General features: G+C 72.8%; 22 protein-coding genes. 15 read left to right on the forward strand and 7 right to left on the reverse strand.

Annotation, left to right across the window (positions count from 1 at the left end; translation table 11 throughout):
- Nucleotides 1-5 precede the first annotated feature (5 nt).
- Both CLV56_RS10565 and CLV56_RS10570 read right to left on the reverse strand, forming a co-directional pair.
- The gene (locus CLV56_RS10565; protein ID WP_039363670.1) at nucleotides 6-668 is read right to left on the reverse strand and encodes a response regulator; all 663 of its coding nucleotides are present in this window, start codon (nucleotides 666-668) and stop codon (nucleotides 6-8) included.
- On the reverse strand, nucleotides 665-2,617 hold the full coding sequence (locus tag CLV56_RS10570; protein WP_039363673.1) for a histidine kinase: 1,953 nt from the start codon (nucleotides 2,615-2,617) through the stop codon (nucleotides 665-667). The genes CLV56_RS10565 and CLV56_RS10570 overlap by 4 nt, the downstream gene beginning before the upstream one ends.
- An 81-nt stretch (nucleotides 2,618-2,698) precedes the next feature.
- Between CLV56_RS10570 and CLV56_RS10575 the strand changes: the two genes are divergently transcribed.
- From CLV56_RS10575 to CLV56_RS10595, 5 genes are all read left to right on the forward strand, one after another.
- On the forward strand, nucleotides 2,699-3,190 hold the full coding sequence (locus CLV56_RS10575; protein WP_100414799.1) for an aminoacyl-tRNA deacylase: 492 nt from the start codon (nucleotides 2,699-2,701) through the stop codon (nucleotides 3,188-3,190).
- A gap of 131 nt (nucleotides 3,191-3,321) precedes the next feature.
- On the forward strand, nucleotides 3,322-4,392 hold the full coding sequence (locus CLV56_RS10580) for an ABC transporter substrate-binding protein (protein ID WP_039363676.1): 1,071 nt from the start codon (nucleotides 3,322-3,324) through the stop codon (nucleotides 4,390-4,392).
- 46 nt (nucleotides 4,393-4,438) lie between these two features.
- Complete coding sequence (locus CLV56_RS10585) at nucleotides 4,439-5,245, forward strand: ABC transporter ATP-binding protein (RefSeq protein WP_039363680.1); 807 nt, start codon at nucleotides 4,439-4,441, stop codon at nucleotides 5,243-5,245.
- Nucleotides 5,245-6,021: an ABC transporter permease gene (locus CLV56_RS10590; protein WP_039363684.1), complete on the forward strand. Its 777-nt coding sequence runs from the start codon at nucleotides 5,245-5,247 to the stop codon at nucleotides 6,019-6,021. The genes CLV56_RS10585 and CLV56_RS10590 overlap by 1 nt, the downstream gene beginning before the upstream one ends.
- Nucleotides 6,018-6,875, forward strand: coding sequence for an ABC transporter permease (locus tag CLV56_RS10595; protein WP_211288040.1), 858 nt, complete (start codon nucleotides 6,018-6,020; stop codon nucleotides 6,873-6,875). The genes CLV56_RS10590 and CLV56_RS10595 overlap by 4 nt, the downstream gene beginning before the upstream one ends.
- A 73-nt stretch (nucleotides 6,876-6,948) precedes the next feature.
- Here the strand turns inward: CLV56_RS10595 and CLV56_RS10600 are convergent, their stop codons facing one another.
- Nucleotides 6,949-7,923: a DUF2804 domain-containing protein gene (locus tag CLV56_RS10600; RefSeq protein ID WP_039363687.1), complete on the reverse strand. Its 975-nt coding sequence runs from the start codon at nucleotides 7,921-7,923 to the stop codon at nucleotides 6,949-6,951.
- A 309-nt stretch (nucleotides 7,924-8,232) separates the two neighbouring features.
- Here CLV56_RS10600 and CLV56_RS10605 point away from each other — a divergent pair, with 309 nt between their 5' ends.
- The 8 genes from CLV56_RS10605 (at nucleotide 8,233) to CLV56_RS10640 (ending at nucleotide 18,664) form a co-directional block, all read left to right on the forward strand.
- Nucleotides 8,233-8,832, forward strand: coding sequence for a TetR/AcrR family transcriptional regulator (locus CLV56_RS10605; RefSeq protein ID WP_039363690.1), 600 nt, complete (start codon nucleotides 8,233-8,235; stop codon nucleotides 8,830-8,832).
- Nucleotides 8,832-9,746, forward strand: a complete 915-nt coding sequence (locus CLV56_RS10610) for a TIGR03084 family metal-binding protein (RefSeq protein WP_100414801.1) — start codon at nucleotides 8,832-8,834, stop codon at nucleotides 9,744-9,746. Before CLV56_RS10605 ends, CLV56_RS10610 begins: the two co-directional genes overlap by 1 nt.
- A complete protein-coding gene (locus CLV56_RS10615; RefSeq protein ID WP_039363693.1) occupies nucleotides 9,743-11,581 on the forward strand; it encodes an acyclic terpene utilization AtuA family protein in 1,839 nt (612 codons plus the stop codon). The genes CLV56_RS10610 and CLV56_RS10615 overlap by 4 nt, the downstream gene beginning before the upstream one ends.
- Nucleotides 11,578-12,816 (forward strand): acyl-CoA dehydrogenase family protein, encoded by a 1,239-nt coding sequence (locus CLV56_RS10620; protein ID WP_039363697.1) that lies wholly within the window; start codon nucleotides 11,578-11,580, stop codon nucleotides 12,814-12,816. Before CLV56_RS10615 ends, CLV56_RS10620 begins: the two co-directional genes overlap by 4 nt.
- Nucleotides 12,816-14,423: an acyl-CoA carboxylase subunit beta gene (locus CLV56_RS10625; protein ID WP_039363700.1), complete on the forward strand. Its 1,608-nt coding sequence runs from the start codon at nucleotides 12,816-12,818 to the stop codon at nucleotides 14,421-14,423. The genes CLV56_RS10620 and CLV56_RS10625 overlap by 1 nt, the downstream gene beginning before the upstream one ends.
- Nucleotides 14,424-14,541: 118 nt before the next feature.
- Nucleotides 14,542-16,629: an ATP-binding protein gene (locus CLV56_RS10630; protein WP_039363703.1), complete on the forward strand. Its 2,088-nt coding sequence runs from the start codon at nucleotides 14,542-14,544 to the stop codon at nucleotides 16,627-16,629.
- Nucleotides 16,626-17,801 carry an acyl-CoA dehydrogenase family protein gene (locus CLV56_RS10635; RefSeq protein ID WP_039363706.1) on the forward strand — a complete coding sequence of 392 codons (1,176 nt, stop codon included), beginning with the start codon at nucleotides 16,626-16,628 and terminating at the stop codon, nucleotides 17,799-17,801. Before CLV56_RS10630 ends, CLV56_RS10635 begins: the two co-directional genes overlap by 4 nt.
- A gap of 110 nt (nucleotides 17,802-17,911) precedes the next feature.
- A complete protein-coding gene (locus tag CLV56_RS10640; protein ID WP_039363709.1) occupies nucleotides 17,912-18,664 on the forward strand; it encodes an enoyl-CoA hydratase family protein in 753 nt (250 codons plus the stop codon).
- An 81-nt stretch (nucleotides 18,665-18,745) separates the two neighbouring features.
- Here CLV56_RS10640 and CLV56_RS10645 read toward each other — a convergent pair whose 3' ends face one another.
- Nucleotides 18,746-18,970 (reverse strand): hypothetical protein, encoded by a 225-nt coding sequence (locus tag CLV56_RS10645; RefSeq protein WP_039363711.1) that lies wholly within the window; start codon nucleotides 18,968-18,970, stop codon nucleotides 18,746-18,748.
- A 124-nt stretch (nucleotides 18,971-19,094) separates the two neighbouring features.
- On the opposite strand from CLV56_RS10645, the gene CLV56_RS10650 reads away from it, so the two are divergent.
- Nucleotides 19,095-19,988 (forward strand): enoyl-CoA hydratase-related protein, encoded by an 894-nt coding sequence (locus tag CLV56_RS10650; RefSeq protein WP_039363715.1) that lies wholly within the window; start codon nucleotides 19,095-19,097, stop codon nucleotides 19,986-19,988.
- 22 nt (nucleotides 19,989-20,010) lie between these two features.
- On the opposite strand, the gene CLV56_RS10655 is transcribed toward CLV56_RS10650, so the two are convergent.
- Both CLV56_RS10655 and CLV56_RS10660 read right to left on the reverse strand, forming a co-directional pair.
- On the reverse strand, nucleotides 20,011-21,249 hold the full coding sequence (locus tag CLV56_RS10655; RefSeq protein WP_039363718.1) for a hypothetical protein: 1,239 nt from the start codon (nucleotides 21,247-21,249) through the stop codon (nucleotides 20,011-20,013).
- Nucleotides 21,250-21,468: 219 nt separating this feature from the next.
- Entirely contained in the window at nucleotides 21,469-22,374 is a 906-nt protein-coding gene (locus CLV56_RS10660; RefSeq protein ID WP_039363720.1) for a hypothetical protein, read from the reverse strand.
- A gap of 112 nt (nucleotides 22,375-22,486) precedes the next feature.
- Between CLV56_RS10660 and CLV56_RS10665 the strand changes: the two genes are divergently transcribed.
- Complete coding sequence (locus tag CLV56_RS10665) at nucleotides 22,487-24,619, forward strand: HelD family protein (RefSeq protein ID WP_039363723.1); 2,133 nt, start codon at nucleotides 22,487-22,489, stop codon at nucleotides 24,617-24,619.
- Nucleotides 24,620-24,757: 138 nt separating this feature from the next.
- On the opposite strand, the gene CLV56_RS10670 is transcribed toward CLV56_RS10665, so the two are convergent.
- A complete protein-coding gene (locus CLV56_RS10670; RefSeq protein WP_100414803.1) occupies nucleotides 24,758-26,878 on the reverse strand; it encodes a discoidin domain-containing protein in 2,121 nt (706 codons plus the stop codon).
- Nucleotides 26,879-26,962: the final 84 nt, after the last annotated feature.

Raw genomic sequence — 26,962 nt, forward strand, 5'->3', positions numbered from 1 at the left:
CGACCTCACCGCCCCGGGGGCGGCGCCAGGTAGCCGGACTCGTAGGCGAGCACCACGACCTGGACCCGGTCGCGGACACCGAGCTTGTCGAGGACCCGGGTGACGTGCGTCTTCACGGTCGGCTCGCCGAGCACCAGCGTCTCGGCGATCTCGGCGTTCGAGCGTCCTCGCGCCAGCAGGTCGAAGACGTCGCGCTCCCGCGCGGTCAGCGGCGCCAGGACGTCGTCGGAGCGGTCCCGGCGTTCGGCCGCGCCGAGGTAGGTCTCGACCAGGCGGTGCGTGATGCCGGGGTCGAACAGCATCGCTCCCGCGTGCACCTGGCGGACCGCGAGCGCGATCTGGTCGGCCGGTGCGGTCTTCAGGAGGAACCCGCTCGCACCTGCACGCAGCGCCGCCACGACGTACTCGTCGAGGTCGAAGGTCGTCACCACCAGCACCCGGGCCTGCGGTCGGGCCTGCGCGACCATGCGTGTCCCGTCGACGCCGCCGGTGCCGGGCATCTCGAGGTCGAGGAGGACCACGTCGGCCTCGTGCTCGCGCGCCGCCGCCGCGGCGTCGCGTCCGTCCTCGGCCTGCGCGACCACGGTCATGTCCGGCTCGGCCGCGAGCAGGGCCGCCAGTCCGGTGCGGGCGAGCGGGTGGTCGTCCGCCACGACCACGCGGATCATCGGGGACCCACCGCGGACCCTGGCGCGGATGCCGCGTCGCGCGGCGTCCCCGGCGTGGACGCGCCGCCGGGCGGCGCCAGCGGGACCTCGGCGACGAGCCGGAAGGAACCGTCGTCGACGACGGCCCGCATCCGTCCCCCGAGCGCGCTGACGCGCTCGGCCAGTCCGTCGAGCCCGTGCCCCGTCCCGGGGTACGCGGCGGTGGCGTCCCCGCTGGGGTTGTCGACGTCGACGGCGACCTGGTCGTCGCGGGCCGCGAGCACGACGCGGACCCGGGTCCCCGGGGCGTGCCGTGCGGCGTTGGTCAGCGCCTCACGCACGATCAGCGACACCGTGGACGCGGCCGGCTGCGGCCAGCCGGCACTCGGCGGGGCGGCACTCGGCGGGGAGGCTGCGCCGGCCGGGGTCGCGGCGGGACCGGGGACGAGGTCGACCCGCCAGTCGACGTCGATCCCCAGGGCCTCGGCACGGCGCCGCAGGTCGGCGACGACGTGATCCGGCGCGACGCGTACGAGGGGGTCGGGCGCGACCACCGCGGCGAGCGAGGCGAGGTCGACCAGCGCCTGGTCCACGACGGCGCACAGCTCGGTCCGGGTCGTCGCGGTGCGGTCCACCCCTGCCGCGAGCTGCCGCGCGGCGGCCGCCGCCTGGAGGGTCGCGACCGCGAGGGAGTGGCTGACCACGTCGTGCAGGTCGCGCGCCAGCCGGAGGCGTTCCGCGGCGGTCCCGCGGTCGGCGGACACCTTGACGGCCTCGCGGTGGGCGTCCTCGCGAACCTGCCACGACGTACGCTCGCGCGCGGCGACGCTCCACGCCAGCCCGGCCACACAGCCGAGGAGTGCGCTGGCCGCGACCACCGCCACGTGCGAGGCAGCACTCCGCTCGGCCAGCCCCGAGGACACGAGCAGGACCACCAGCACCGGCCAGCCGCGGCGCCAGTGCGGCGCGGCGGACCAGGCCACGACGATCAGGACCGCGATCTCGACGGCGCTCGTCGGCAGCGTCGCGCCCGTCGCCAGCCCGACGACCGGGACGGCCGCGGCCGCGGCGCACGCCTGGACCGGTGCGGTCCGCACGAGCAGCGCGGCTGCTCCGAGCGCGAGCGCGATCGCCACCGCGAGCGCGGGAGCCACCCGTTCGCCGACCACGGCGTGCTCGAGGAGCACGAGGCCGACGACCGCGACCGCACGAGCCACGTCGCGGCCTCGCAGGCTCGGGCGGGCGCCGCCCGGCGCCGGTGCCGCTGCGCCGTCACGGTTCGCTGCGCTCGGTCGGCGCAGGGTACGGAGCACCGAGCGCAGCTCCTCGACCGCCTCGCGCGCGATGCTCTCGATCCCCGCGAGACGATCCGCCGACAGCGGGCCCGCCTGCTCGCCCAGCTCCGCGCGCATCCGCAGCAGGGCGGTCTCGCTCCCGAGCACGGCCGCGACGGCGTGCCGTTGGGTCTGCTCCTCCACCAGGTGCCGCGCCGTGGCCGCGACGTCGCGCTCCTCGGCGCGCAGCGCCCGTTGCCGTGCGTCCTCGGACGCGCGGAACGCACGCCGCGTCGCGGTGCCGAGCGCCCAGGTCGCCGCGAAGAGCCCGATCCCGAGCAGGTGCCGACCGGTCGGCAGGTCGGTCGCGACGATGATGGCGCAGAAGAGCACGAGGGCCGGCAGTCCGGCGACCGGGCGCGCGCGCCGACCCAGCAGGAACAGCGCGGCGAGCCCCGCCGCCAGGCCGGACGCGTTGTCCTCCGGCGCGCCGAGCACCAGCCCGACCGCCTGCCCTGCGCCGACGACGAGGGCGCCGACGAGCGGTCGGCGCTGAGCGGCGAGAAGGCCGGTCGCGAACAGGGTCGGGACCAGCACGAGGACTCCGGTGGGCGCATCCCGGAGGAGGACGGCGGCCCAGACCGCGCAGCCGGCGGCCAGCAGCACCGCCGCCGGTCTCCGGAGTGCGCGGTCCATGAGCCGATGCTAGAAGCGCCGAGCCCCGCCGGCTCGTGATTCGCCGAACATCGCTCGCCGGTCGCGTGGTTCGATGGAGCGATGGCACCCGACGCATCCACCGACCACGCCGACCGCTCGGACCGCGCGATCGCGGCCGCCGAGTCGCTCGGCCTCGCGTACGAGGTGACCCGGCACGGCCGCGTCGGATCGCTGGAGGAGGCCGCCGCCGCACGCGGGATCGAGCCGCGGGCGCTGGTGAAGACGCTCGTGGTCCGGGTCCGCGAGGGCGACTACCGCTTCGTCATGGTGCCCGGGGACCGCGGGTTCTCCTGGCCGAAGCTGCGCGAGCTGCTCGACGTGAGCCGGGTCTCGATGCCCGACGCGGACCGGGCGCGCGAGGTCACGGGGTACGAGCGCGGGACGATCACGCCGCTGGGGAGCACGACGGCCTGGCCGGTCGTGATGGACGGGGCGATCGCCGGCCCGATCTCGATCGGAGGAGGCGGCCACGGCGTGGGCCTGACGGTCGACGCCGATGCGCTGGCGTCGGCACTCGACGCGACCCGCGCCGACATCAGCGCGGACGCCTGAGGCCTCCGACTCGCGGTGTGTGAAGTCATGAGTTAACGGCGGCGATACCTGGCGCGCGTCGACGGTGACACCGGCGAAACGTCGGCTGCCTAGGCTCACCGGCGATTCCCCGAGAACCGCCAGGAGCCTTCATGAACCGTCGCCCCCTCACGACCGCTGCCGCCCCGATGGGCCGGCGCCGCTTCCTCCAGCTCACGGGCCTCGCCGGCCTCGCCGTCGGAGCCGCCCCGATCCTCTCGGCCTGCGGCAGCGACGACTCCGAGGCCAGCGCCGACGGCACCAAGCAGGTCGCGATGCAGCTGTCGTGGATCAAGAACGTCGAGTTCGCCGGAGAGTACTTCGCGATCGAGAACGGCTACTGGGCCGATGCCGGCCTCGAGGTCGAGCTGATCGCGGGCGGCGCCGCCGGCACCGGGACGGAGGCCGGGCTCGACACCGGGAAGGTCTGGGTCGGCACCTCGACCCCGGACTTCGCAGCCCCCGCGATCCTCCAGGGTCTCGAGGCGAAGACGATCGCGGCGACGTACCAGCGCAGCCCGTTCTGCATCACCTCCGGCGTGGACAACCCGATCAGCACGCCGCAGGACATGGTCGGCAAGAAGATCGGCGTGCAGGACACGAACACGCTGGTGTTCGACGCGCTGCTCGCCTCGAACGGCCTGACCCGCGACGACATGGAGATCGTCTCCGTGCAGTTCGACCCGACCCCGCTGTCCAAGGGCGAGGTCGACGGCTGGGTCTCGTACGTGACGAACGAGCCGCTGTCGCTCGCCGCCAACGGCTTCCCGAACACCACGATGCTGTTCGCCGACAACGGCCTGCCGCTCGTCGGCGAGTCGATCCTGATCAGCCAGCAGGCGATCGACGAGGAGCGTGACCTGGTCAAGGGCTACCTGCTCGGCCTGATCAAGGGCTGGAAGGACGCGATCTCCGACCACGAGGGCGCAGCGAAGCTCGCGGTCGAGAAGTACGGCAAGGACCTCAACCTCGACCTGCAGAACCAGATCGACTACAACACCGCGCAGTCGAAGCTGATCCAGAGCGACGAGACCGCCGAGAACGGCATCCTCACGATCAGCGACGAGAAGATCGCCCAGAACATCGAGGCGCTCGCGACCGCCGACATCGAGATCGCCGCCGAGGACCTGTTCGACATGTCGCTGATCACGGAGGTCTACGAGGAGAACCCGGACCTGATCTGACGACCGCACGCATCCGTACGCCTTCCTTCGACCCTCAGGAGCGGCCATGTCGACGGCCACCACCAGCACCTCGCCCGCCCTCGGGACCGGCGTCAACCTCCAGGGTCTGAGCAAGACGTTCCGGATGGGCAGGCGCACCGTCACGGCGCTGTCCGACGTCGACCTCAAGACCGACGACGGGCAGTTCCTGTCCGTCCTGGGACCGTCGGGGTGCGGGAAGTCGACGATCCTGCGGATCCTCGCCGGGCTCGAGACGCCGAGCGAGGGGACGGCGTTGGTCAACGGACGGTCACCGCGCGAGCTGGTGCGCGAGCACGAGCTCGGGATCGCGTTCCAGGACGCCGCGCTGCTGCCCTGGCGCTCGGTGGCCGCGAACATCCGCCTCCCCCTCCAGGTCGCGGGCATCAAGCCCGACGACGAGCTGGTCGCGGACCTGATCCGGCTCGTCGGGCTGGACGGGTTCGAGAAGGCGCGGCCCGGTCAGCTGTCCGGCGGCATGCGGCAACGGGTCTCGATCGCTCGCGCGCTGGTGGTGAAGCCGTCGGTCCTGCTGCTCGACGAGCCCTTCGGGGCACTCGACGACATGACGCGCCAGCGTCTCAACATCGAGCTCCTGCGGATCTGGACGGAGAAGCCGGCGACCACGCTGATGGTGACCCACGGGATCGCCGAGGCGGTGTTCCTGTCGGACGTGGTCGCGGTGATGAGCCCGCGTCCGGGTCGGATCGTGGAGCTCGTGCCGATCGACCTGCCCCGGCCGCGGACCCCGGACCTGCTGCGCTCACCGGAGTTCCACGCGTACACCGACCGGCTCTCGGCCCTGCTGTTCGGGGCCGAGGGGCAGGAGGGCTGATGCGCCGACTGCCCGCGCCCGTCACCGGCGCGATCGGGATCGCCGTCGTCCTCGGACTGTGGACGCTCGCCGGGGTCCTCGGTCTCGCCGGCGGCGCGATCCCGACCCCGTGGACCGTGCTGCAGTCGATGGTCACCGACGGCTGGGACGTGTACGGCCCGAACTTCACGGTCACGGCCCGGAGCGCGCTGGAGGGGTTCCTCTGGGGCAACGTCCTCGCGATCGGCCTCGCGGTGCTGGTGGTGCTGATCCCGCCGATCGAGCCGGTCGCGACCCAGCTGGCGATCATCTCGTACTGCACGCCGATCCTCGCGCTCGGCCCGATCGTCCTCGTCCTCTTCGGCGGCCGGGCGCCGTCGGTCTTCCTCGCGGCGATCTCGGTGTTCTTCACGACGATGGTGGGGACGCTGAGCGGGTTCCGGTCGGCCGAGCGCGCCTCGCTCGACCTCGTCCGGGCGTACGGCGGAGGCCGGTGGCAGCAGTTCCGGCGGGTCCAGTGGATCGCCGCCCTGCCCGGTGTGTTCGCGTCGCTGAAGATCGCGGCGCCGGCCGCTGTGCTCGGCACGATCCTCGGCGAGTACCTCGGCGGCATCGACACCGGCGTCGGGGTCGCGCTGACCGCTGCGCAGCAGAACTCGAACATCCCGCGGACCTGGGGCTTCGCGATCGGGGCCGGGCTGCTCGCCGGACTCGGCTACCTGATCGTGTCGTTGATCGGGAGGGCGGTGACGCCGTGGGCGACCGCGGCGCCTCGTACGGCAGGGGGCGTGCGATGAGCGCGACCGCGACGACGACCCGCCCGCCCGCGGGGGAGAGCGCCGTGCGGCCGGCGTCGTACGTGCTGTCGGCGCTGCTCGGCCTGGTCCGGACGCTCGTGCCGATCGCGATCGCCGCGGGCGTCGTGCTCCTGCTGTGGTGGCTGTTCCTCGCTGCGTTCCCCGAGATCGGGCCACGGGTCGGCAAGACCCCGGCGGACATCTGGGCCTACCTGTTCAGCGGGCCGGAGGCGGCCGAGCACCGCGAGCTCGTGTTCGGCGACCTGGCGATCACGTTGCGTGACGCCGCCTGGGGCTTCGTCGCCGGCATGCTCGGCGCGATGGTCGCCGCGGCGATGTACGTGCTGCTCCCGGTGGTCGAGCAGGCGACGATGCCGGTCGCGATGCTGCTGCGGTCCGTGCCGCTCGTCGCGATGACACCGGTGCTCGCGCTCGTCTTCGGGCGCGGCCAGGTCGGCGTCGCGGTGATCGGTGGGATCGTGGTGTTCTTCCCGGCGCTGGTGACGATCGTGCTGGGGCTGCGCTCCGCCTCCGCGCAGGCGCTCGAGGTGGTGGTCGCGTACGGCGGTTCGCGCTGGACCGCGCTGCGCATGGTCGCCGTGCCGTCGGCCGTGCCGTCGATCTTCGCGGCAGCGCGGCTGTCGGTGCCGGCGGCGCTGATCGGTGCGCTCGTCGCCGAGTGGCTGGCGAGCGGCGAGGGGCTCGGGACCAGCATGATTCGTGCCATCCCCGCCTACGCCTACGACCAGCTGTGGGCCAGCATCGTCGTCGTCACCGGCGCGTCGATCCTGATCTACGCGGTGGTGGCGGCGTTCGAGTCGCTCGCCCTGCTGCGCTTCTCCGACCGCGGCTGAGCGGGCGCTGTCGGCGGGCGCCTCTCGCCGCCAGCACCAGCCGTCACCGGCACCGCCGTCGCCAGCGCCGCCGTCACCAGCGTTGGCGAGCCTCCTCGGCCCAGCCGACGAGCCCGTCGAGAGCGAGCGTCGCGCCGTCGTCCGCGGTCGCGGTGCCGGACCACGTCCCGAACGCCTGGTGCGTCCGGTTGCCGAGGAGCCCGAGCTCGGTGCGGTCGACCCGGACGTGCTCGGGGTGGAAGGTCGCGTCGACCCCGCCGCCGGTGACCCGCCACGGCGCGGAGAAGTCGTCGCGGTCGTACGCCCAGTCGAGGTCCGTGCTGATCTTGTGCAGCGTGCCCTCGATCAGCAGCGCGTTCTCGGTGCTGCCCGTGCCGTCGGTCCACGTCCCGCCGACCTGCACCGCGTTGCCGCCGGGACCGCTGCCGGCGCCCCAGTTCCAGGTCGCGCGGTACGGCCAGATCCCGCGGCCGTGGTCGAGCACGGCGTACGCGTCGGTGATCGGCTGCTCGTGCCCGTCGAGCACCAGCGTCCCGACCGCCGGTCGTGCGAGGTCTTTGACGGTGTACTGGAATCGCCGCTTGCTCCACCCGACGACCACGCCGAGCGACTCGTGGTGCTCCGGCGCGTCGATGCGCAGCGTGAGCGCGATCCGCTCGGTCGTGGCACGGAGCGTGGTGTGGTGCGGCTGCTGGTCGATGTCGATCGTGAGGTCGCCCGCGATCGCGGCGACCCGCCCTTGGCCCGCGCGGTCGGGCAGGACGACGTTGCGGGCGAGCGGCACCACGGCATCGCGCCGCCACTCCGCCCCCGATGCGCGGTGGAGCACGTACAGGCCGTGGACGCCGGCGTAGTCGAGGCTGGACACGACCACGCCGATCACGTGGGTGGGGGAGACGATCCCCCAGTACTCCCAGCGCTTGCAGCGTCCCCAGCCCTTGAGGTTCGCCTGGTGCACGGGTCGGCGCGACCACCCGACCGCGCGTGGGTCGAGCCGGCCGTTCGGGCGGCAGAGGGCGACGTCGCCGGTGATCTCACGCTCGCTCACCGCGTGAGGGTATCGACTGGACGGTGTCGAGCGCGCGCAGCGACGCGCCGGTCGGGGGCGGGGTCCGGCCCGGACGGGCGAGCGCGCTGGTGGAGGGGTGCGCACCCACCCGCCGGCCGGGCGGGTTGCCGTCGGTACCCCCGATCACCCGACGGACACCCGACACTCCATTGAAACGCATCGAGGGGTCTGCGCGTTCCCGACATTCCACATGGAGTTGCACTCCGATTCACGGCCGGGGTTCCGGGCCTGATCCTCGCAGAAAGAAACAGGGTTGACTGTTTGTTGGGGGACTGCGATGCTGGCCACGTGACTGCGACCACACGCACACCGCAGGGCGAGCGGACCCGGGCGATGCGGCTGCGCCTGATGGAGGCGACGGTGTCCTGCCTGGTCGAGCTCGGCTGGGCCGGGACGAGCACGACCGTCGTCTCCCAGCGCGCCGGTGTGTCGCGCGGTGCGCAGCTCCACCACTTCCCGAGCAAGCAGGACCTCGTCGTCGCGGCCGTCGAGCACCTGACCGAGCGGCGCCGTGACGACCTGTCCGCCGCGGTGGCCGAGCTGCCCGAGCAGGGCCGGACCCGGGCGGTGCTCGACGTCCTCGCCGCGCAGTTCGTCTCGCCGGTCTTCTTCGCCGCCCTCGAGCTGTGGGTGGCTGCGCGGACCGACGAGGACCTGCATGCCGCAGTCGCGCCCCTGGAGCGCCGGGTCGGGCGCGAGACCCACGCGTACGCCGTGGACCTGCTGCGCATCGACGAGTCCCGCGGCTCGAACCGCCGCCTCGTGCAGGCCACGCTCGACCTCATGCGCGGCCTCGGCCTGGCCGCGTCGCTGTCCGACGACACCGCCCGACGGACCGCGATCCTGGACACGTGGGCGATCACCCTCGACGAGGAGCTGGAGCGCTGATGACCGACGCCGCCACCGACCCCGACGTGCTGACCCCCCTGCTCGCCGACCTCGCCGCGGAGGGTGAGCAGCTCGACGCGGTCGTCGCCGGCCTCGACGACGCCGGGTGGTCGTCCCCGACTCCTGCGCCGGGATGGACGGTCGCCCACCAGGTCGCGCACCTGCACTGGACCGACGAGGCCTCCCTGGCCGCGATCGAGGGCGGAGAGGCGTTCGGCGACCTGATGAAGCGCGCCGCCTCCGACCCGACCGGGTTCGTCGACGCCGAGGCCGAGCGCATCGCCGCCGGATCGGCCGAGGAGCTGCTGTCCGCGTGGCGCGACGGGCGGGCCCGGCTCTCCGACGCGCTGCGCGCCGTCCCCCGTGGGACGAAGATCGCGTGGTTCGGCCCGCCGATGAGTGCCGCGTCGATGGCGACAGCCCGGCTGATGGAGACCTGGGCGCACGGACGCGACGTGGCCGAGGCGCTCGGCGTCGAGCTCCCGCGCGACCGTCGCGCCGAGCACGTCGCCTACCTCGGCTTCCGGACGCGCGCCTTCGCCTACCTCGTGCGCGGCCGCGAGATGCCGGACGCGCCCGTACGGGTCGAGCTGCACGGGCCCGGCGGGGAGCGTTGGGCCTGGGGGCCCGAGGACGCGCCGGACCGGGTCACGGGCGACGGGTACGACTTCGCGCTGCTCGCGACACGTCGCCGGACCCGCGACGACGTGGACGTGGCTGCGCACGGCGCGGCTGCCGACGAGTGGCTCGACATCGTCCAGGCGTTCGCGGGGCTGCCCGGCCCCGACCCGAAGCCGCGCTCCGGGCGGGTCGACGCCGTGCCCCTCTCGCCGTCGGTCGAGGCCGAGCCTTTCTCCCCGTCGGTCGAGGCCGAGCGGAGCGAGGATCGAGACCCCGCCGGAGGTGTCTCGTGATCCGGATCGGCAACGCCTCGGGCTTCTACGGCGACCGGCTCTCGGCCGTCGAGGAGATGTTGAGCGACGGCGAGCTCGACTTCCTCACCGGCGACTACCTGGCCGAGCTGACGATGCTGATCCTCGGCCGCGACCGGATGAAGGACCCGTCGCTCGGCTACGCCAAGACCTTCGTGAAGCAGATGTCCGCCAACCTCGCGCTCGCGCAGGAGCGCGGGGTGCGGATCGTGGCGAACGCCGGCGGGCTCAACCCGGCCGGGCTCGCCGACCGGCTGCGCGAGCTGGTCGGCGAGCAGGGCCTGGACCTCGCGGTCGCGCACGTCGAGGGCGACGACCTTCGCGCGCGCGCCGACGAGCTCGGCCTCGCCGGTCGCTCCGGCAGCGCACCGCTGACCGCGAACGCCTACCTCGGCGCGTTCGGCATCGCCGCCGCCCTCGACGCGGGGGCCGACATCGTCGTCACCGGACGGGTCACGGACGCGTCGCTGGTCGTCGGCCCCGCCGCCCATGCGTACGGGTGGGCGCGCGAGGACCACGACGCGCTCGCCGGCGCCGTGGTGGCGGGGCACGTGATCGAGTGCGGCGCGCAGGCCACGGGCGGCAACTTCGCCGGGTTCACGTCGCTCGATCCCGCCGCTCTGCTGCACCCGGGATTCCCGATCGCCGAGGTCGCTGCGGACGGCTCGAGCGTGATCACGAAGCACGACGGCACCGGGGGAGCGGTCACCGTCGACACGGTCACCGCGCAGCTGACCTACGAGATCGCGGGTGCCCCGTACGCCGGCCCGGACGTCGTGAGCTGGCTCGACACCGTGCAGCTCGAGCAGCAGGGCCCGGACCGCGTGGGGATCAGCGGGGTCCGCGGCACGCCTCCGCCGCCGGACGTCAAGGTCTGCCTCAACTCCTTCGGCGGGTTCCGCAACTCCGTGGAGCTCGTCCTGACCGGCCTCGACGTCGACGCGAAGGCCGCCCTCGTGCGAGCGCAGATCGAGGCGGCGCTCGCCGCGTCGCCGGCCGGGATGCCGGAGACGGTCGAGTGGCAGCTCGACCGGACCGACGTCGCCGACCCGGACACGCAGGCTCGTGCGACGTCGCTGCTGCGCTGCCACGTGAGCGCGCCCTCGCCCGACCCCGTGGGCCGTGCGTTCTCCGGAGCGGCCGTCGAGGTCGCGCTCGCCTCGTACCCCGGGTTCACCGCCACCCGCCCGCCCGGCGCCGCGAGCCCGTACGGCGTCTACACCGCAGGCTTCGTGCCGCAGAGCCTGGTCCCGCACCGCGTCGTGCTGACCGACGGGTCGACGATCGACGTCCCGCCCCCGACCGTGACCGAGCCCCTCCCACCCGTGGGAGCCCGCTCCGGGTCTCGATCCTCGCTCCGTTCGGCCTCGACCGACGACGGGAAGGGCGAGGTCGATACCGACGCCGGGCAGGGCGCGGTTCCACCCGATGGTCGAGGCGCGAGCGCAGCGAGTGATCGAGACCCGGCCCGTACCTCCCGCCCGCTCGGCGACCTCGCGTACGCCCGCAGCGGCGACAAGGGTGGCGACGCGAACGTCGGAGTCTGGGTCCGCAGCGACGTGCCCGACCCCGACGGCGCGTACGCGTGGCTGCTCGACGCGCTCGACGACGTGGTGGTCCGCGCGCTCCTGCCCGAGGCGGCGAAGCTCGAGATCGACATCCATCCGCTGCCGAACCTGCGCGCGGTCAACATCGTGCTGCACGGCTTCCTGGGCGAGGGCGTCGCCGCGTCCACCCGCTTCGACCCGCAGGCCAAGGCGCTCGGCGAGTGGCTGCGTGCCCGCCATGTCCTGATCCCGGAAGGACTGCTGCCATGACCGCGACCGCACCCCCGTCCGCGACCGACGGACCGTCCGTGTCCGCTCCCTACGACGCGTGGGCCACCCCGGAGCGTACGGCGCTGCGTGACGCCGCGACCCGCTTCACCCGAGCGGAGATCGTCCCGCATCTCGCCGCCTGGGAGGACGCCGGCGAGGTGCCGCGCGACCTCCACCGCCGTACGGCCGGGGCCGGGCTGCTCGGCGTCGGGTTCCCCGAGTCCGTCGGCGGCCAGGGCGGCGACGTCGTCGACGTGTCCGTGCTGACCGAGGCGGTCATCACCGCCGGCGGCTCGTCCGGGCTGATCGCGGCCCTGTTCACCCACGGGATCGCGCTGCCGCACCTGGTCGCCGCCCACACGGCTGCGCCGACCGAGCGGAGCGCGGCGCTGATCGACCGGTACGTGCGTCCGACCCTGGCCGGGGAGACGATCGGCTCGCTCGGCGTCACCGAGCCCGGCGGCGGGTCCGACGTCGCGGGCCTGTCGACCCGCGCGGTCCGCGACGGCGACGCGTACGTCGTGACGGGGGGCAAGACCTTCATCACCTCCGGAGTCCGCGCGGACTTCGTGACGACGGCCGTCCGCACCGGCGCCGACGGCCACGGCGGGATCTCCCTGCTCGTGATCGACAAGGGCCTGCCCGGGTTCGCGGTGCAGAGGCCGCTGCGCAAGATGGGCTGGCACTGCTCCGACACCGCCGAGCTCGCGTTCGACGGCGTCCGGGTGCCGGCCGCGAACCTCGTCGGCGACGAGGGCTCCGGTTTCGTGCTGATCATGCAGCAGTTCGTGAGCGAACGGATCAGCCTCGCCGTCCAGGCGTACGCCACCGCGCAGCGCTGCCTCGACCTCGCCGTGGCGTACGCGCGGGAGCGGGAGACGTTCGGCCGTCCGCTCGCGAGCCGGCAGGTGATCCGGCACAAGCTGGTCGAGATGCACCGCGCGACCGAGACCGCCCGTACGTACACGCGCGGCGTCGTCGAGCGTGCCGCCGCGCTCCAGGCCGGTGCGTCGCTCGACCCGATCCGGCTCGCCGCCGACGCTGCCCTCGCGAAGAACGACGCGGTCGCCGCCTGCGACTTCGTCGTCGACGAGGCCGTGCAGATCCACGGCGGCATCGGCTACATGCGCGAGTCCGAGGTCGAGCGGCACTACCGCGACGCCCGGATCCTCGGCATCGGCGGCGGCGCGACCGAAGTGATGAACGACCTGATCGCGAAGGTGATGGGATTCTGATGACCGACACGGCCACCGAGACCGGCGGGGCGCCGACTCATCGCGACGCTCCGCCGACTCATCGCGAAGCGATGCTGACGAAGATCGACGACCTCGCCGAGCAGCACGCCAAGGCGCTCGCCGGCGGCGGCGAGAAGTACGTCGCGCGCCACCATGCTCGCGGCAAGCTGCTCGCGCGGGAGCGGATCGAGCTCCTCCTCGACGAGGGCGCCCCGTTCCTCGAGCTGTCGACGCTCGCGGCCTGGGGCACGGACTTCCCGGTGGGTGGCTCGATCGTCACCGGGATCGGCGTCGTCGAGGGCGTCGAGTGCATGATCGTCGCGAACGACCCCACCGTGAAGGGCGGCTCGTCCAACCCGCTGACGGTCAAGAAAGGTCTGCGGGCCGCGCAGATCGCCGCCGAGAACCGCCTCCCCACGATCAACCTCGTCGAGTCCGGCGGAGCCGACCTGCCGACCCAGAAGGACATCTTCATCCCCGGCGGCGCGACGTTCCGCAACATCACCCGCGCCTCGGCCGCGCGCGTCCCGACCGTTGCGCTGGTCTTCGGCAACTCGACCGCCGGCGGAGCGTACGTCCCCGGCATGAGCGACTACGTCGTGATGGTCAAGGAGGGCGCGAAGGTCTTCCTCGGCGGGCCGCCGCTGGTCAAGATGGCGACCGGCGAGGAGTCCGACGACGAGTCGCTCGGCGGCGCCGAGATGCATGCGCGCACGTCCGGCCTCGCGGACTACCTCGCGGTCGACGAGCGCGACGCGATCCGCCTCGGCCGCCAGATCGCGCGCCGGCTCAACTGGCGCAAGCACGGACCCGCCCCCGCCGCGGCGTACGACGAGCCGACGGCCGACGTCGAGGACCTGCTCGACATCGTGCCGACGGACCTGAAGACGCCGTTCGACCCGCGCGAGGTGATCGCGCGGATCACCGACGGGTCGGAGTTCGACGAGTTCAAGCCGCTGTACGGCACGTCGCTGGTGACCGGCTTCGCCCAGCTGCACGGCTACCCGGTCGGGATCCTCGCGAACGCGCAGGGCGTGCTGTTCAGCGAGGAGTCGCAGAAGGCGACGCAGTTCATCCAGCTCGCGAACCAGATCGACACCCCGCTGCTCTTCCTGCACAACACGACCGGCTACATGGTCGGAGCGGAGTACGAGCAGGGCGGGATCATCAAGCACGGCGCGCAGATGATCAACGCGGTCTCCAACTCGACCGTGCCGCACATCAGCGTCGTGATGGGCGCGTCGTACGGCGCGGGCCACTACGGCATGAGCGGGCGGGCGTACGACCCGCGGTTCATGTTCAGCTGGCCGAACGCGAAGTCGGCGGTGATGGGCCCGGCGCAGCTCGCGGGCGTGATCTCGATCGTCGCGCGCGGGGCGGCGGAGGCGAAGGGACAGCCGTACGACGAGGACGGTGACGCGCAGATGCGGGCGTTCGTGGAGAAGCAGATCGAGGAGCAGTCGCTCGCGTACTTCACCTCCGGGATGCTCTACGACGACGGCGTGATCGACCCGCGCGACACCCGCACGGTGCTCGGGATCTGCCTGTCCGCGATCGCCACCGCTCCGATCGAGGGCGCCCAGGGCTACGGGGTGTTCCGGCTGTGACCGCTCATCGCGCCCCCGATTCGACGCGTCCTCCACGCATTGCGCACCCCGATTCGGTGGGAAACCCGTCGAATCGCGGGCGCACGGGGCGGGACGGACGACGAGAGAGGAGCGCAGGATGATCGGGACGGTGCTGGTCGCGAACCGAGGGGAGATCGCCCGGCGCGTGTTCGCGACGTGCCGCGCGCTGGGGATCGCGACGGTCGCGGTGCACTCCGACGCCGACGCGGACGCGCCGTTCGTCCGCGACGCCGACACCTCCGTCCGGCTGCCGGGCGCGGCGCCCGCCGACACGTACCTGCGGGCCGACCTCGTGATCGCCGCCGCGCGGACCGCGGGCGCGGACGCGATCCACCCCGGGTACGGGTTCCTGTCCGAGAACGCGTCGTTCGCCGCCGCGGTCCGTGACGCCGGGCTCACGTGGATCGGGCCGAGCCCGGACGCGATCGAGGCGATGGGCTCGAAGGTCCGCGCGAAGGAGCTGATGGCCGCGGCCGGCGGCCCGGTCGGCGGGATGCTCGACCCGGCGGACGTGACTGCGGACGACCTGCCCGTCGTCGTGAAGGCGTCGTCGGGAGGCGGTGGACGCGGGATGCGCGTCGTCCGCGACCTCGCAGACCTGCCGGGCGCGCTCGAGCAGGCCGGGTCGGAAGCGGCGTCCGCGTTCGGGGACGCCACCGTGTTCGTCGAGCACTACCTCGAGCACGCGCGGCACGTCGAGGTGCAGGTGGTCGCCGACGAGCACGGCACGTGCTGGGTGGTCGGCGACCGCGACTGCTCGTTGCAGCGGCGCCACCAGAAGGTCGTCGAGGAAGCGCCCGCGCCCGGTCTGTCGGACGCGACCCGGACCGCGCTGCACGACGCGGCGCGCGGGATCGTCAAGCAGGTCGGCTACACCGGCGCGGGCACGGTCGAGTTCCTCGTGGACCAACGGCACAGCGAGGAGCGGCAGAGCGAGAAGGGCGGCGACGCCGGTGCGCGGATCTCCTTCCTCGAGATGAACACCCGGCTCCAGGTCGAGCACCCGGTCACCGAGGCCGTCACCGGGCTGGACCTGGTCGCGCTCCAGATCGCGGTCGCGGAGGGCCGTACGCTCGCCGACGCCGCCGGGGTCGCCGAACCTCCGGCGCCGCGCGGTCACGCGATCGAGGTCCGGCTGTACGCCGAGGACCCCGCCGACGACTTCGCGCCGCAGACCGGCACGGTCCGGGCGTTCGAGGTGCCCGGCGTACGGGCGCGGTTCGGCTCGCTGGATGCGTACGGCCTCAGGCTCGACTCCGGTGTCGAGGCCGGCACCGACGTCGGGATCCACTACGACGCGATGCTCGCGAAGGTCGTCGCCTGGGCGCCCGACCGCAACGCCGCGATCCGGATGCTGCGCGGTGCGTTGCGGCGCAGCCGCCTGCACGGCGTCACCACCAACCTCGACCTGCTCGACGGCATCCTCGGCGCACCTGCGTTCGCCGACCCGGTGTCGCTGAGCACCCTCCTGCTCGGCGACCGGCTCGACGACTGGGCGGCGCCCCGCATCGCCTCCGAGTCGCGGGTCGCGTACGCGACGGCGGCCGCGCTCGCACGCGCGGCCGCCGTCGCCGCGCAGGCCCCGGTGCTCGCGCGGATCCCCGCGGGCTACCGCAACGTCGCCTCGCAGCCGCACACGGTGACGTTCGGTGTGGATGACGACGAGCTCACGGTCGCGTACGTGTCCGAGCGAGGTCGGCTCCGTCCCGCCGACGGTGGCCTGGTCGCGGAGACGGTCGCGCCCGACCGCGTCGTGCTGGTGCGTGACGGCGTCGCGACGGCGTACGGCGTGGTCCGGAGCGGCGCCACGGCCGGCGCCGAGACGGTCGATGTGGACGGGCCCGCGGGGAGCCTCAGCCTGCAGGTCGTGCCCCGGTTCGTCGACCCGGCCGACCAGGTGGCTGCGGGCTCGCTGCTCGCACCGATGCCGGCCGCGGTCGTCTCGGTCGCCGTCGAGGCGGGGCAGCGGATCGCCGCAGGTGAGGTCGTGGTCGTCCTCGAGGCGATGAAGATGCAGCACACGATCACGGCACCGACCGACGGTGTCGTGTCCGAGCTCGCAGCGACCGCGGGCTCCCAGGTCGAGTCCGGGGCGGTCCTCGCCGTGATCACCGAGCCCGACACCGAACCCGACACCGAGCCCGCCACCGACCAGCCCGATGCCGACGAAGGAGACGACGCATGAGTCAGACCACGACCGCGTTCAGCGAGTCCGAGGAGCGGCGCGAGCTGCGCAAGGCCGTGGCCGACCTCGGCCGCAAGTACGGCCGCGACTACTTCCTCGAGGCGCATCGCGAGGGTCGCAAGACGACCGAGCTGTGGGCCGAGGCCGGCAAGCTCGGCTACCTCGGAGTGGCGATTCCTGAGGAGTACGGCGGCGGCGGGGGCGAGATCGGCGACCTCGCGGCGGTGTGCGAGGAGCTGGCCGCGGCCGGCTGCCCGCTCCTGCTGATGGTGGTCTCGCCGGCGATCGTCGGCACGATCATCGCGCAGTACGGGACCGACGAGCAGAAGCAGCGCTGGCTGCCCGGGCTCGCGGACGGGTCGAGCACGTTCGCGTTCTCGATCACCGAGCCCGACGCCGGGTCGAACTCGCACAAGATCGTGACCACCGCGTACCGCACCGAGTCCGGCGACTGGCGCCTGTCGGGGCAGAAGACGTACATCTCCGGCGTCGACGAGGCCAGCCATGTGCTCGTCGTCGCGCGGACCGAGGATCACCGGACCGGCAGCCTGAAGCCGGCGCTGTTCCTCGTGCCGACCGACACCGAGGGCTTCACGTACCGCGAGATCCCGATGGGCATCGTCAGCCCGGAGAAGCAGTTCACGCTGTTCTTCGACGACGTGACGCTGCCGTCCGACGCGCTGGTCGGGTCGGAGGACGCCGGGATCGAGCAGCTGTTCGCGGGCCTGAACCCGGAGCGGATCATGGCGGCGTCGTTCGCGACCGGGACGGCGCGGCTCGCGCTCGAGACGGCGGTCGAGTACGCGAAGACCCGGCAGGTCTGGAAGGCGCCGATCGGGGCGCACCAGGCGATCGCGCACCCGCTGGCGCAGACGCACATCGAGATCGAGATGGCGCGTCTGATGACGCAGAAGGCCGCTGCGCTGTATGCCGCGGGAGACCACATGGCGGCCGGCGAGGCCGCCAACATGGCGAAGTACGCGGCGGGCGAGGTCGCCTGCGACGCGGTCGACCGTGCGATCCAGACCCACGGCGGGAACGGGCTCGCGGAGGAGTACGGGCTGGTGCAGATGCTCGCCGGGTCACGGTTGTCGCGGATCGCGCCGGTGAGCCGGGAGATGGTGCTGAACTTCATCGCCCAGTTCTCGCTCGGCCTCCCCAAGTCGTACTGACCCACCCGTCCCGTCCACGATTTGTCGAGTTCCGGAGAGATCCCGACGCGGCATTCGCGCCGCAACTCGACGAATCGGGGACGGGGCCGTCACCCGGAAGGACCGACCGCATGACTGACCTCGTCCATCTCGACGTCGCGGACCAGATCGCGACGATCACGCTCGACAGCCAGCACAACCGCAACGCGCTGTCGGCGCAGCTGGTGACCGAGCTGACCGCGCGCTTGGAGGACGCTGCGGCCGACCCCGACGTGCTCGCGGTCGTGCTCGCCGCCGCCGGGCCGGTGTTCTGCTCGGGCGCCGACCTGTCGGAGGCGGCCGGGGGCGGCATGGTCGAGGGTGCGCGCGGCCTGGTCGCGCTCCAGCGCCTGATCGCGACGCTGCCGAAGCCGGTCGTGGTCCGGCTGCACGGACCGGTCCGCGCCGGCGGGCTCGGTCTCGTCGGGGCCGCGGACGTGGTGGTCGCCGCGGACACGGTGACCTTCGCGTTCACCGAGGTCCGGCTCGCGCTCGCACCGGCGGTGATCTCCCTGACGACCGTGCCGCGGATGAACGCGCGCGCCGCATCGCGGACGTTCCTCACCGGCGAGACGTTCGACGCCGACGCGGCGGTCGCGTACGGGCTGGTGACCGAGGCGGTCGCTCCGGACGCGCTCGACGGTGCCGTCGAGACGGTGCTGACCGGCCTTCGCCAGGCGTACCCGCAGGGTCTGCGCGAGACCAAGGCATTGCTCAACGCCGACCTGGTCGACCGGATCGACCGCCTCGGGGAGACGGTCGCGGAGCAGTCGGCGGTGCTGTTCTCCTCCGACGAGGCCCGCGCAGCGATGCTGGCGTTCCTCGAGCGCAAGAAGCGCGGCTGATCGGCGTCGCTCCCCGCGACCGGTCGGACGCGGGGAGCGACGCGGCCGTCGCCGCTGCCGGCGACTACTGGCTGGGCTCGACTACTGGCTGGGCTCGATGTTGCAGTCGATCTTCGGGTTCGCGCCGACGTAGTTGAGGGGGCCGGCGATGACGGTCACGGCGATCGTGCTGATCTTGGCGCAGTTCGCGTCCGAGCCCTTGAAGTAGCCGCGCTGGGCGGCCGCGAGTGCTCCGATCACCAGCCACACGACGACGATCACGGTCACGACCTGGCGGGTCGATGCCTTGCGAGCGGTCTTGGCCATGCTGGTTCGACTCCTCGGGGGTGTCTCGCCGCGGGGTCGGCGAGATTCGTCAATGTAGCGAGGCCCGGGGTCGCTGTCAGAAGGCGAGCCGGTACGGTCACGTCAGCCGAGGGAAGGAAGTCCCGTGCCGGAGTTCAGCACGTTGCGCTACGACGCCGCCGGCGGCATCGCGACGATCACGTTCACGCGACCCCAGAAGCGCAACAGCTTCTCCCAGCGGATGTGCCTCGAGCTCGCCGCGGCATTCGACGAGTCCGACGCCGACGACGCGGTACGGGCGGTCGTCGTCACCGGGGAGGGCGAGGTGTTCTGCGCCGGGGCCGATCTGGACGAGGGTTTCGACACCTCCGACCCCTCGCCGGCGACGCAGGAGTACCTCGACCGGATCGGCACCGTCGACGGCGTACCGCGCGACGGCGGCGGCTACGTCGCGTTGCGCATGGCCCGCTCGACGAAGCCGGTGATCGTCGCGTTCAACGGGAGTGCGGTCGGCGTCGGTGTGACGATGACGCTGCCGGCGGACATCCGGGTGGCTGGACGCAGCGCGCGGTTCGGGCTGGTCTTCGCGCGACGCGGGTTGCCGACCGAGGCGGCCTCGTCGTGGTTCCTGCCGCGGATCGTCGGGGTTCCGAAGGCGATGGAGTGGATCGCCACCGGCCGGCTGTTCGGCGCGGACGAGGCGCACCAGGCCGGTCTGCTCAACCACGTCGTCGACGACGCCGCGGTGCTCGAGACGGCCCTCGACATCGCACGCGAGATCGTCGCGAACACCGCCCCGGTCGCCGTCGCGACGTCGCGTGCGCTGCTGTGGACGATGTCCGGTGCGTCGAGCCCGTGGTACGCCCACGCGATCGACACCGAGGCCGTGTGGACGCTCGCCGGCGGCCCGGACGTCGCCGAGGGTGTCGCGTCGTTCCTCGAGAAGCGTCCCGCGCAGTACCCGGGTCGCGTCCCGGCCGACCTGCCGAAGCGCACCCCGCGCTGGCCCGAGGTCCCGGACGACGTCGACGTCCGCTGACCCCGGGCCGTACGGGGGTCGGTCAGCGCAGGACCGAGGCGCCGCCCACGGAGGCCGTACGGGCGGGCGTTCCTGCCGACGGGAACGACCGCTTGCGCGGGTCGATCAGCACCTTCTGGTACGACACCACCTTGAACCGCCGCACGTCGTGGCGAGCACCGTCCAGCGTGCCGACACCCCAGTAGTAGCTCTTGCCGATGACGTGGCGCTTCAGTCCGCTTCCCTCGAGCCTCGCGATCGTGCGCCACTTCTTCGCGGACCCGAGCCGGCGGTAGTGCGTGCCGGTGATCGAGCCGTTCTTGTCGCGCAGGGTGAACGCAACAGCGCGGTCGCTCCGCTTGCGATGGCCCTTGCTGTGAACCTTGAAGACGAGGCGCGTGAGGACGGCGTCGCCGTAGGTGATGCCGTAGTCGGTCTCCACGACCGACTTGGCTCCGCGACGCGTGCACTTGTGGTTGCTCGACAGGCTGACCGATCCGCGCCACACCTTGCCGCGACGCGCGGGCGTGATGACCTTGCCGCACTTGCCGGTGAAGGTGTTCTTCAGCATGAAGCGCCTGGGCTTCACCTTCTGCGCCACGCGCACCGTCACCAGCTTCTTCGGCGACAGCGTGATCCTGCGGGCCGCGCTGACCGTACGCAGACCGTCGGCGTCGACGGCCACGGCGCGCACGCGGAAGGTGCCGGGCGTCAGCGTACGGCCGCCGGTCCCGCGACCCGACCAGGTCGCGGGGCGCGACGTCGAGCGCCAGACGACGGTGCCGTAGCGGTTGAGCACCTCGACCCGGTCGGTGGTGAGCGGCGTCTCGCTGGTCGGCCAGGAGGAGCGGATCACCACCTTGTCGCGGTAGCCGTCACGGGCAGGGAAGATCGACGTCCGCGAGAGGCGCGGTGCCGTGACGGTGGGGCCGACGAGGTTCACGCGCACCATCGCGTCGAGCGGCTCGGTGGACACCGGCTCGCTGTCGATCAGCAGGTTCGCGCGGTAGTCGCCGTCCGGCGTGCCGGAGGCGTCCCACACGACGGTGTTCTCGCCGACGACGAGATCGGTGAGCGGACGCTGGACGACGAAGCCGCCGGTGCCGTGGACGACCAGGATCGCTTCCTCGGGCACCTCCTCCACCGTGAAGGTGAACGACACCTCGGTCGCGCCAGGGGTCACGACGATCGTCTCGGGTTCGTCGGCAGCGGCAGCCGGTGGGACGGCTGCTGTCAACGGCACGAGCGCGAGCGCCAGGGCAGGGATGAACGCACGAAGCACAGGTTCCTCGGGGGTCGGGTCGCGGGGCGACTCAGCAGGGACCGTGACCGTACTCAATGGTCTGTTTCCCCGGATAGATGGTGACAGCAACCGTGATCGAATCGTTTCCACGGCCGCGTCGGCAGCCCCCCGCGACTCGCGACCCCGCCAGGGACGACTCGCGACCCCACCAGGGACGACTCGCGACCCCGCCAGGGACGACTCGCGAGCGGGTCTGGCTCAGGCGACGCCGGCGTAGCGCGCGAGCAGGTACGGCTCGGTGCCGGCGAGACCGACCGAGGAGAACGCGACCACGTCGGCGTCCGTGCGGCGGGCCTGGGCGTCGCCCGCGATCACGGCCCCGAGCGCGACGACCGCACCGGCCACCTCCGTACCGACGACGTTGCTGGTCGGCGAACCGTCCAGCAGCTGCGCCGGTGAGTCGGTGACGACGGCGTCGCAGGCCGCGAGGGTCCCCACCTCCACCTCCGCGGCGCCCGGCTGCTTGGGCCCGAGCGTCGCGAGGTACGCGCCGGGGGCGAGCCAGTCGCGCTCGACGACCGGGGTCGTGCTCGTCGTCGCGCACACGACCAGGTCCGCACCGTCCACCGCGGTACGCGCGTCGGCGAACCCCGTCACCTCGATCCCGAGCACCTCCCGCGCCCGCCGCGCGAACGCATCCCGCCGCTCGGGCGTCCGTACGTGCACCCGCACCTCGCGCAGGTCGCGTACGGCCGCGACCGCCCACAGCTGCGTCCACGCCTGCGTGCCCGCTCCGACCAGCGCGAGGACGGAGGCGTCGGGACGCGCGAGTGCGTCGGCCGCGGCACCGCCGATCGCGCCCGTACGGCGGGGTCCGAGCTCGCGTCCCGCGGCGAGGGCGAGCACCCGACCGGAACCGTGCTCCTGCACGACCGTGATCTCGTCGCCGCCCGGCGCGAGGCCCGCACGGCTGCGGTAGCCGTACCACCGGCCGCGCAGGGCCCCGGCGGTCACGACGAGGGCGCCGTCGCCGAGCGGAGCCGAGACGCGGGGCGGGCCGACGAGCTCGCCGCGGTGGTGGGCGAGGGCCGCGTCGCGCATCCAGCGGACGGCGTCGCGGGCGCGCAGGCCGGCGAGCAGCTCGGTGTCGGTGAGGATCGCCATGCGCCGAGGATGGCACGCGCGCGAATCCCGAGTGCCACTGCGCGTGGGAATGCGGGGGACCCCGGATAGACTTGGGAGTTCTGTTCGAAGTCTCGGATTCGAGGAGCCAGGGTTGGAACCAAGCACGTCGCCGTCGGTCGAGCAGCGCGAGCTCGCCGACGAACAGGCGTACGTCGACGTCGTCTACGACCGGCTCGAGGAGTCGACGAAGGCGGCGCAGTCGCTGGCGCGCGAGGGGTACGCGCGTGGGCACGTGGGCCACGAGGGCGGCCTGGTCGAGCGCGACGCGATGGTCTACCAGGCCTCCAAGCGGCTCGCCGCCCTGAACGCCGCGCACGAGGGACTGGTCTTCGGTCGGCTCGACCTGGCCGGGGGCGAGAAGCGGTACGTCGGCCGGATCGGCGTGCGTGATGCCGAGCGCGAGGTCCTGCTGGTCGACTGGCGCGCGCCCGCGGCGTCGCTGTTCTACCAGGCCACGGCGCAGGATCCGGTCGGCGTGGTGCGCCGCCGTGTGCTGCGCAGCCGCGGCGTGACCGTGACCGGGGTCGAGGACGAGCTGCTCGATCCCGACCAGGCCCCCGAGGACATGGTCGTCGTCGGCGAAGGTGCGCTGCTGGCCAGCCTCAGCCGGGCCCGCGACGCGTCGATGCACTCCGTCGTCGCGACGATCCAGAAGGAGCAGGACGAGGCGATCCGCGCCCCGATGCGCGGGGCCACGATCATCGGCGGCGGCCCCGGCACCGGCAAGACCGTCGTCGCGCTGCACCGCGCCGCCTACCTGCTGTACGTCGACCGCCGCCGCTTCGAGTCCGGCGGCGTGCTCGTCGTCGGACCGTCCGGGGTGTTCATGGGCTACATCGAGCGGGTGCTCCCGAGCCTCGGCGAGACCTCGGTGACGCTGCGCTCGCTCGGTGAGGTCGTCGACGGCGTGTCCGCCGACCGCCACGACGCTCCGGCCGCCGCGGCGGTCAAGGGCTCGGCTCGGATGGCCACGCTGCTGTCGCGGGCCGCGCGGGCCGCGCAGCCCGGTGAGCCGCGCGAGCTGCGCTACTTCTACCGCGACGACGTCCTCCGCCTCGACGGCGCGGCGCTCGACGCGCTGCGGCGCCGCCTGCTGAGCGGGCAGCCGCGCAACCGTGCGTACGGCAGGGTCGAGGAGGCGCTCCTCGACACGCTGTGGTCGCAGGTCTCGGGTGATCGAGCGCTGGAGAAGTCGCGCGACGAGTTCGACAAGGTGCTCACGAACGACGATCGGTTCCTCGACTTCGCCGCCGCGTGGTGGCCGCCGCTCGACCCGGTCGCGGTCTGGGAGTCGCTCGCCGATCCCGCCGTGCTGAGTGCGTACGCCGGGGACCTCCTGTCGGCCGAGGAGATCGACGCGCTGCTCGCGTCGTGGCACGGCGCCGACGCCGGGATCCCGAGCGTCGAGGACGTTCCGCTGATCGACGAGCTGCGCTACCTGCTCGGCGAGGTGCCCGAGGACGACGGCGACGACGACCCGTACGACGTGAAGCAGCTGATGTCGTTCGAGCGGGAGGAGTCGGAGAGGCGCAAGGTGCGTGCGACCACCTCCATCGAGGACGACTCGTACGCCCACGTGCTCGTCGACGAGGCGCAGGACCTCTCGCCGATGCAGTGGCGGATGCTCGGGCGGCGCGGGAAGTACGCGAGCTGGACCATCGTCGGCGACCCGGCGCAGTCGTCCTGGCCGCACGCCGACGAGGCTGCGCAGGCGCGCGCGAAGGCGCTCGACGGCAAGCCCGAGCACACGTTCCGGCTGTCGACGAACTACCGCAACTCCGCAGAGATCTACGACTTCGCGGCCGAGGTCGCGAGCGCGATGATCCCCGACGCGGACACACCCGACGCGGTCCGTCGCACGGGTGTCGAGCCGGTCCACGAGGAGGTCCCGGCCGACGGCGTCGCCGGAGCCGTGCGCAGCGGGGTGCGCGACCTCGCCGACCGGGTCGAGGGGTCGATCGCGGTGGTCGTGCCGGCGGACCGCCGTGACGAGGTCGCGGCGTGGCTGGCCGAGGAGCGCGAGGACCTGGGACGCCTGCGGGTGCTGGACGGACTCGACACGAAGGGTCTGGAGTTCGATGCCGTCCTCGTCGTCGAGCCGGACCAGATCGTCGAGGAGTCGCCGGCGGGCTGGCGGACGCTGTACGTCGTGCTGACCCGCGCGACCCAGCTCCTGCTGACCGTGGGGTCCAGCCGCCGCTGGCTCGACCGGCTCACCGACTGACTCCGGACCGCGCGCTGTCAGTCTCCGTAGCCGGCTGGGAAGGCCTGCACCGGGCGCGGGAAACCATCGGAGCCAGGTGACGGTCTCCCCAGTTGGCTGGGAAGACCGCCACCCCGCGCAGCCTCGCGCGGCTCCCACTCAGGAGAAGACGCCGAGCTCCCGGATCGAGTAGCCGTACCCGGTCCCTCGGTCGATCCCCTTCATCCGCACGAAGCGTGCCGAGGTCGCGGGGAACGACACCGTGTCGAGCCCGCCGTCACCGTCGACCGTCTTCATCGTCGTCCAGCTCGACCCGTCCTGGGAGACCTGCACCGCGTACCGCGAGGCGTAGGCGTCCTCCCACGCGATCGTCACCTTCGCGACCGAGCGCGGCCCGCCGAGGTCGACCGCGAGCCACTGGTCGTCGCTCCACCGGCTCGCCCACCGGGTGTCGGTGTCGCCGTCGACCGCGCGCCCCGGCTTGTAGCTGGTGAACAGCGACCACTCGTACGAGCTCGCGCTCGCCGGGGCCCGCAGCGCCAGGTTCGCGCCGGGCGCGTAGTCGGCCGTGGCGCCCCAGGTCCGCAGGTACGACTCGGCGCCGGCCGCGAGGTCGTCGATCAGCTCGTCGCCGCCGAGGATCCGCAGGCTCTCGACCCAGTCGGGGACCTGGCCGTAGTGGGAGACGCCCTCGCCGTTGTAGTCCCACACGCGCTCACCGGTGACCTGGCGGTCGAGCACCGTGCCGCCGTCGAACGACGTGAACGGGTACGAGATCCGCGCCGCGTCCGCCGGCGGAGGAGGAGTCCCGCCGAACCCGTTCATGTCCATCCCGAACCCGTAGCCGACGTCGTAGGCGTCGCGGACGTCGCGCGTCGCCTGCCAGTCGGAGACGAACTGCGTCGCGCCGTGCCCGTACTGCGTCGCGAAACCGCCCAGGCCGTACAGCCGGTCCATGAAGGCGTCGTCCAACCAGCTGTGGCTGGACAGCACGCCCGGATACCCGGCCGCGTCCATGATGTCGAGCGCGCGGCCGGCGGCCTTGGCGCTCATGTGGTCGACCTCGACCATCATGTTGCGCTTCATCATGCCGCGCAGTGCGTACTCACCGAGCGCGCTCAGGCCTTGGGGGTTGCAGTGCGGACCGGTCGGGTAGACCGGAAGGACCGACGGCAGTCCGGGGAACGACAGCTCGGCGGGCAGGACGCCGCCGGCGACGAGGTTGTCCGGGACCTGGCCGGGCTTGCAGGTCTTCGGGTTCCACCAGGTGCCGGTCGTGATGAACTGCCCGAGGTTCACGATCACGCCGGTCGTGCCCTCGTCGTAGCGCACGCCGCACAGGGCGTTGTCGAACTTGTGGCAGAGGAACATGCTGCTGACGCCGAGGGACGCCAGCTCGTCGAGGCCACGGTCGATGTCGGCCCTCGAGCACTGCGCGACCCCGAGCACCTGCTTGCAGCCGAACGGCTCGGACACCTCGACGCCGAGCACCACCGCGAGCTTGCCCTGCTCGACGACGTCGCGCGCCTGCCCCGGCGTGGTGACGACCCGGAACCAGCCCTTCCCTTCGCCGCCGTAGCGGGCGTCGACGAAGTCCTGCATCGCGTACGTCGCGGCGGCCTCGCGCCGAACGGCGTCCATGTCGTCGCAGGGCGCGGAGTTCGCGCCGCCGACCAGGCCCTGGATCTTGCACAGGCCGGTGTTGGAGACGAGGTCGTTGACCATGATCCGCTGACCGCCGCGCCAGGCCCGCTCGACCCAGCGGTAGTACATCTGCTGGTGGGTGAACGACTGGAACGTCGGCCAGTCGCCGAAGGTCGGCCAGCCGGTCGTGTCGTGCGTCGCGAGGACGTCGCCGCCCATGGCGGGGTTGGTGAGGTTCTCGATCAGGGAGATCCGGTGGTGCGGGCAGTCCGACATCGCGTCGGCGATCCCGGCGTCGCTGAACGGCGCTCCGCAGACGACGTTCCCGCCGAAGCCCTCGTTCGAGAACATGTGGGTGTGCGCGTCGATGAACCCGCGCACCGAGCCGTCCTCGATCGTGCCCGTGAAGGGCGCGCCGGTGGCGTTCACCTCGGAGTCCGGCGTCTGCGGGTCGGTCGGCTCCCACCACGCTCCTGCTGCACCTGCGGGCGCGCCCAGGCCCGCCACGACGAGCAGGGCTGCCGCGAGGAGGCCGAGCGCGCTCAGCCCGCGGCGGGTCGCGCGACGGCGCGATCGGGGCGTACGGGGTGGCGCGGTGGTGGCGTGCGGCCGGGTTGTCCGGTGCGGTCGGATCATCGTGTCCTCCGGGTCGGCGTCCCGAGACGGTCTGTGATCCAGACCACTTTGGCAGATGTCTTGGACGTGTGACCAGTATTTGCA

Origin of the sequence: Mumia flava, assembly GCF_002797495.1 — a bacterium.
In the GTDB taxonomy this organism is placed as follows: Bacteria; Actinomycetota; Actinomycetes; order Propionibacteriales; family Nocardioidaceae; genus Mumia; species Mumia flava.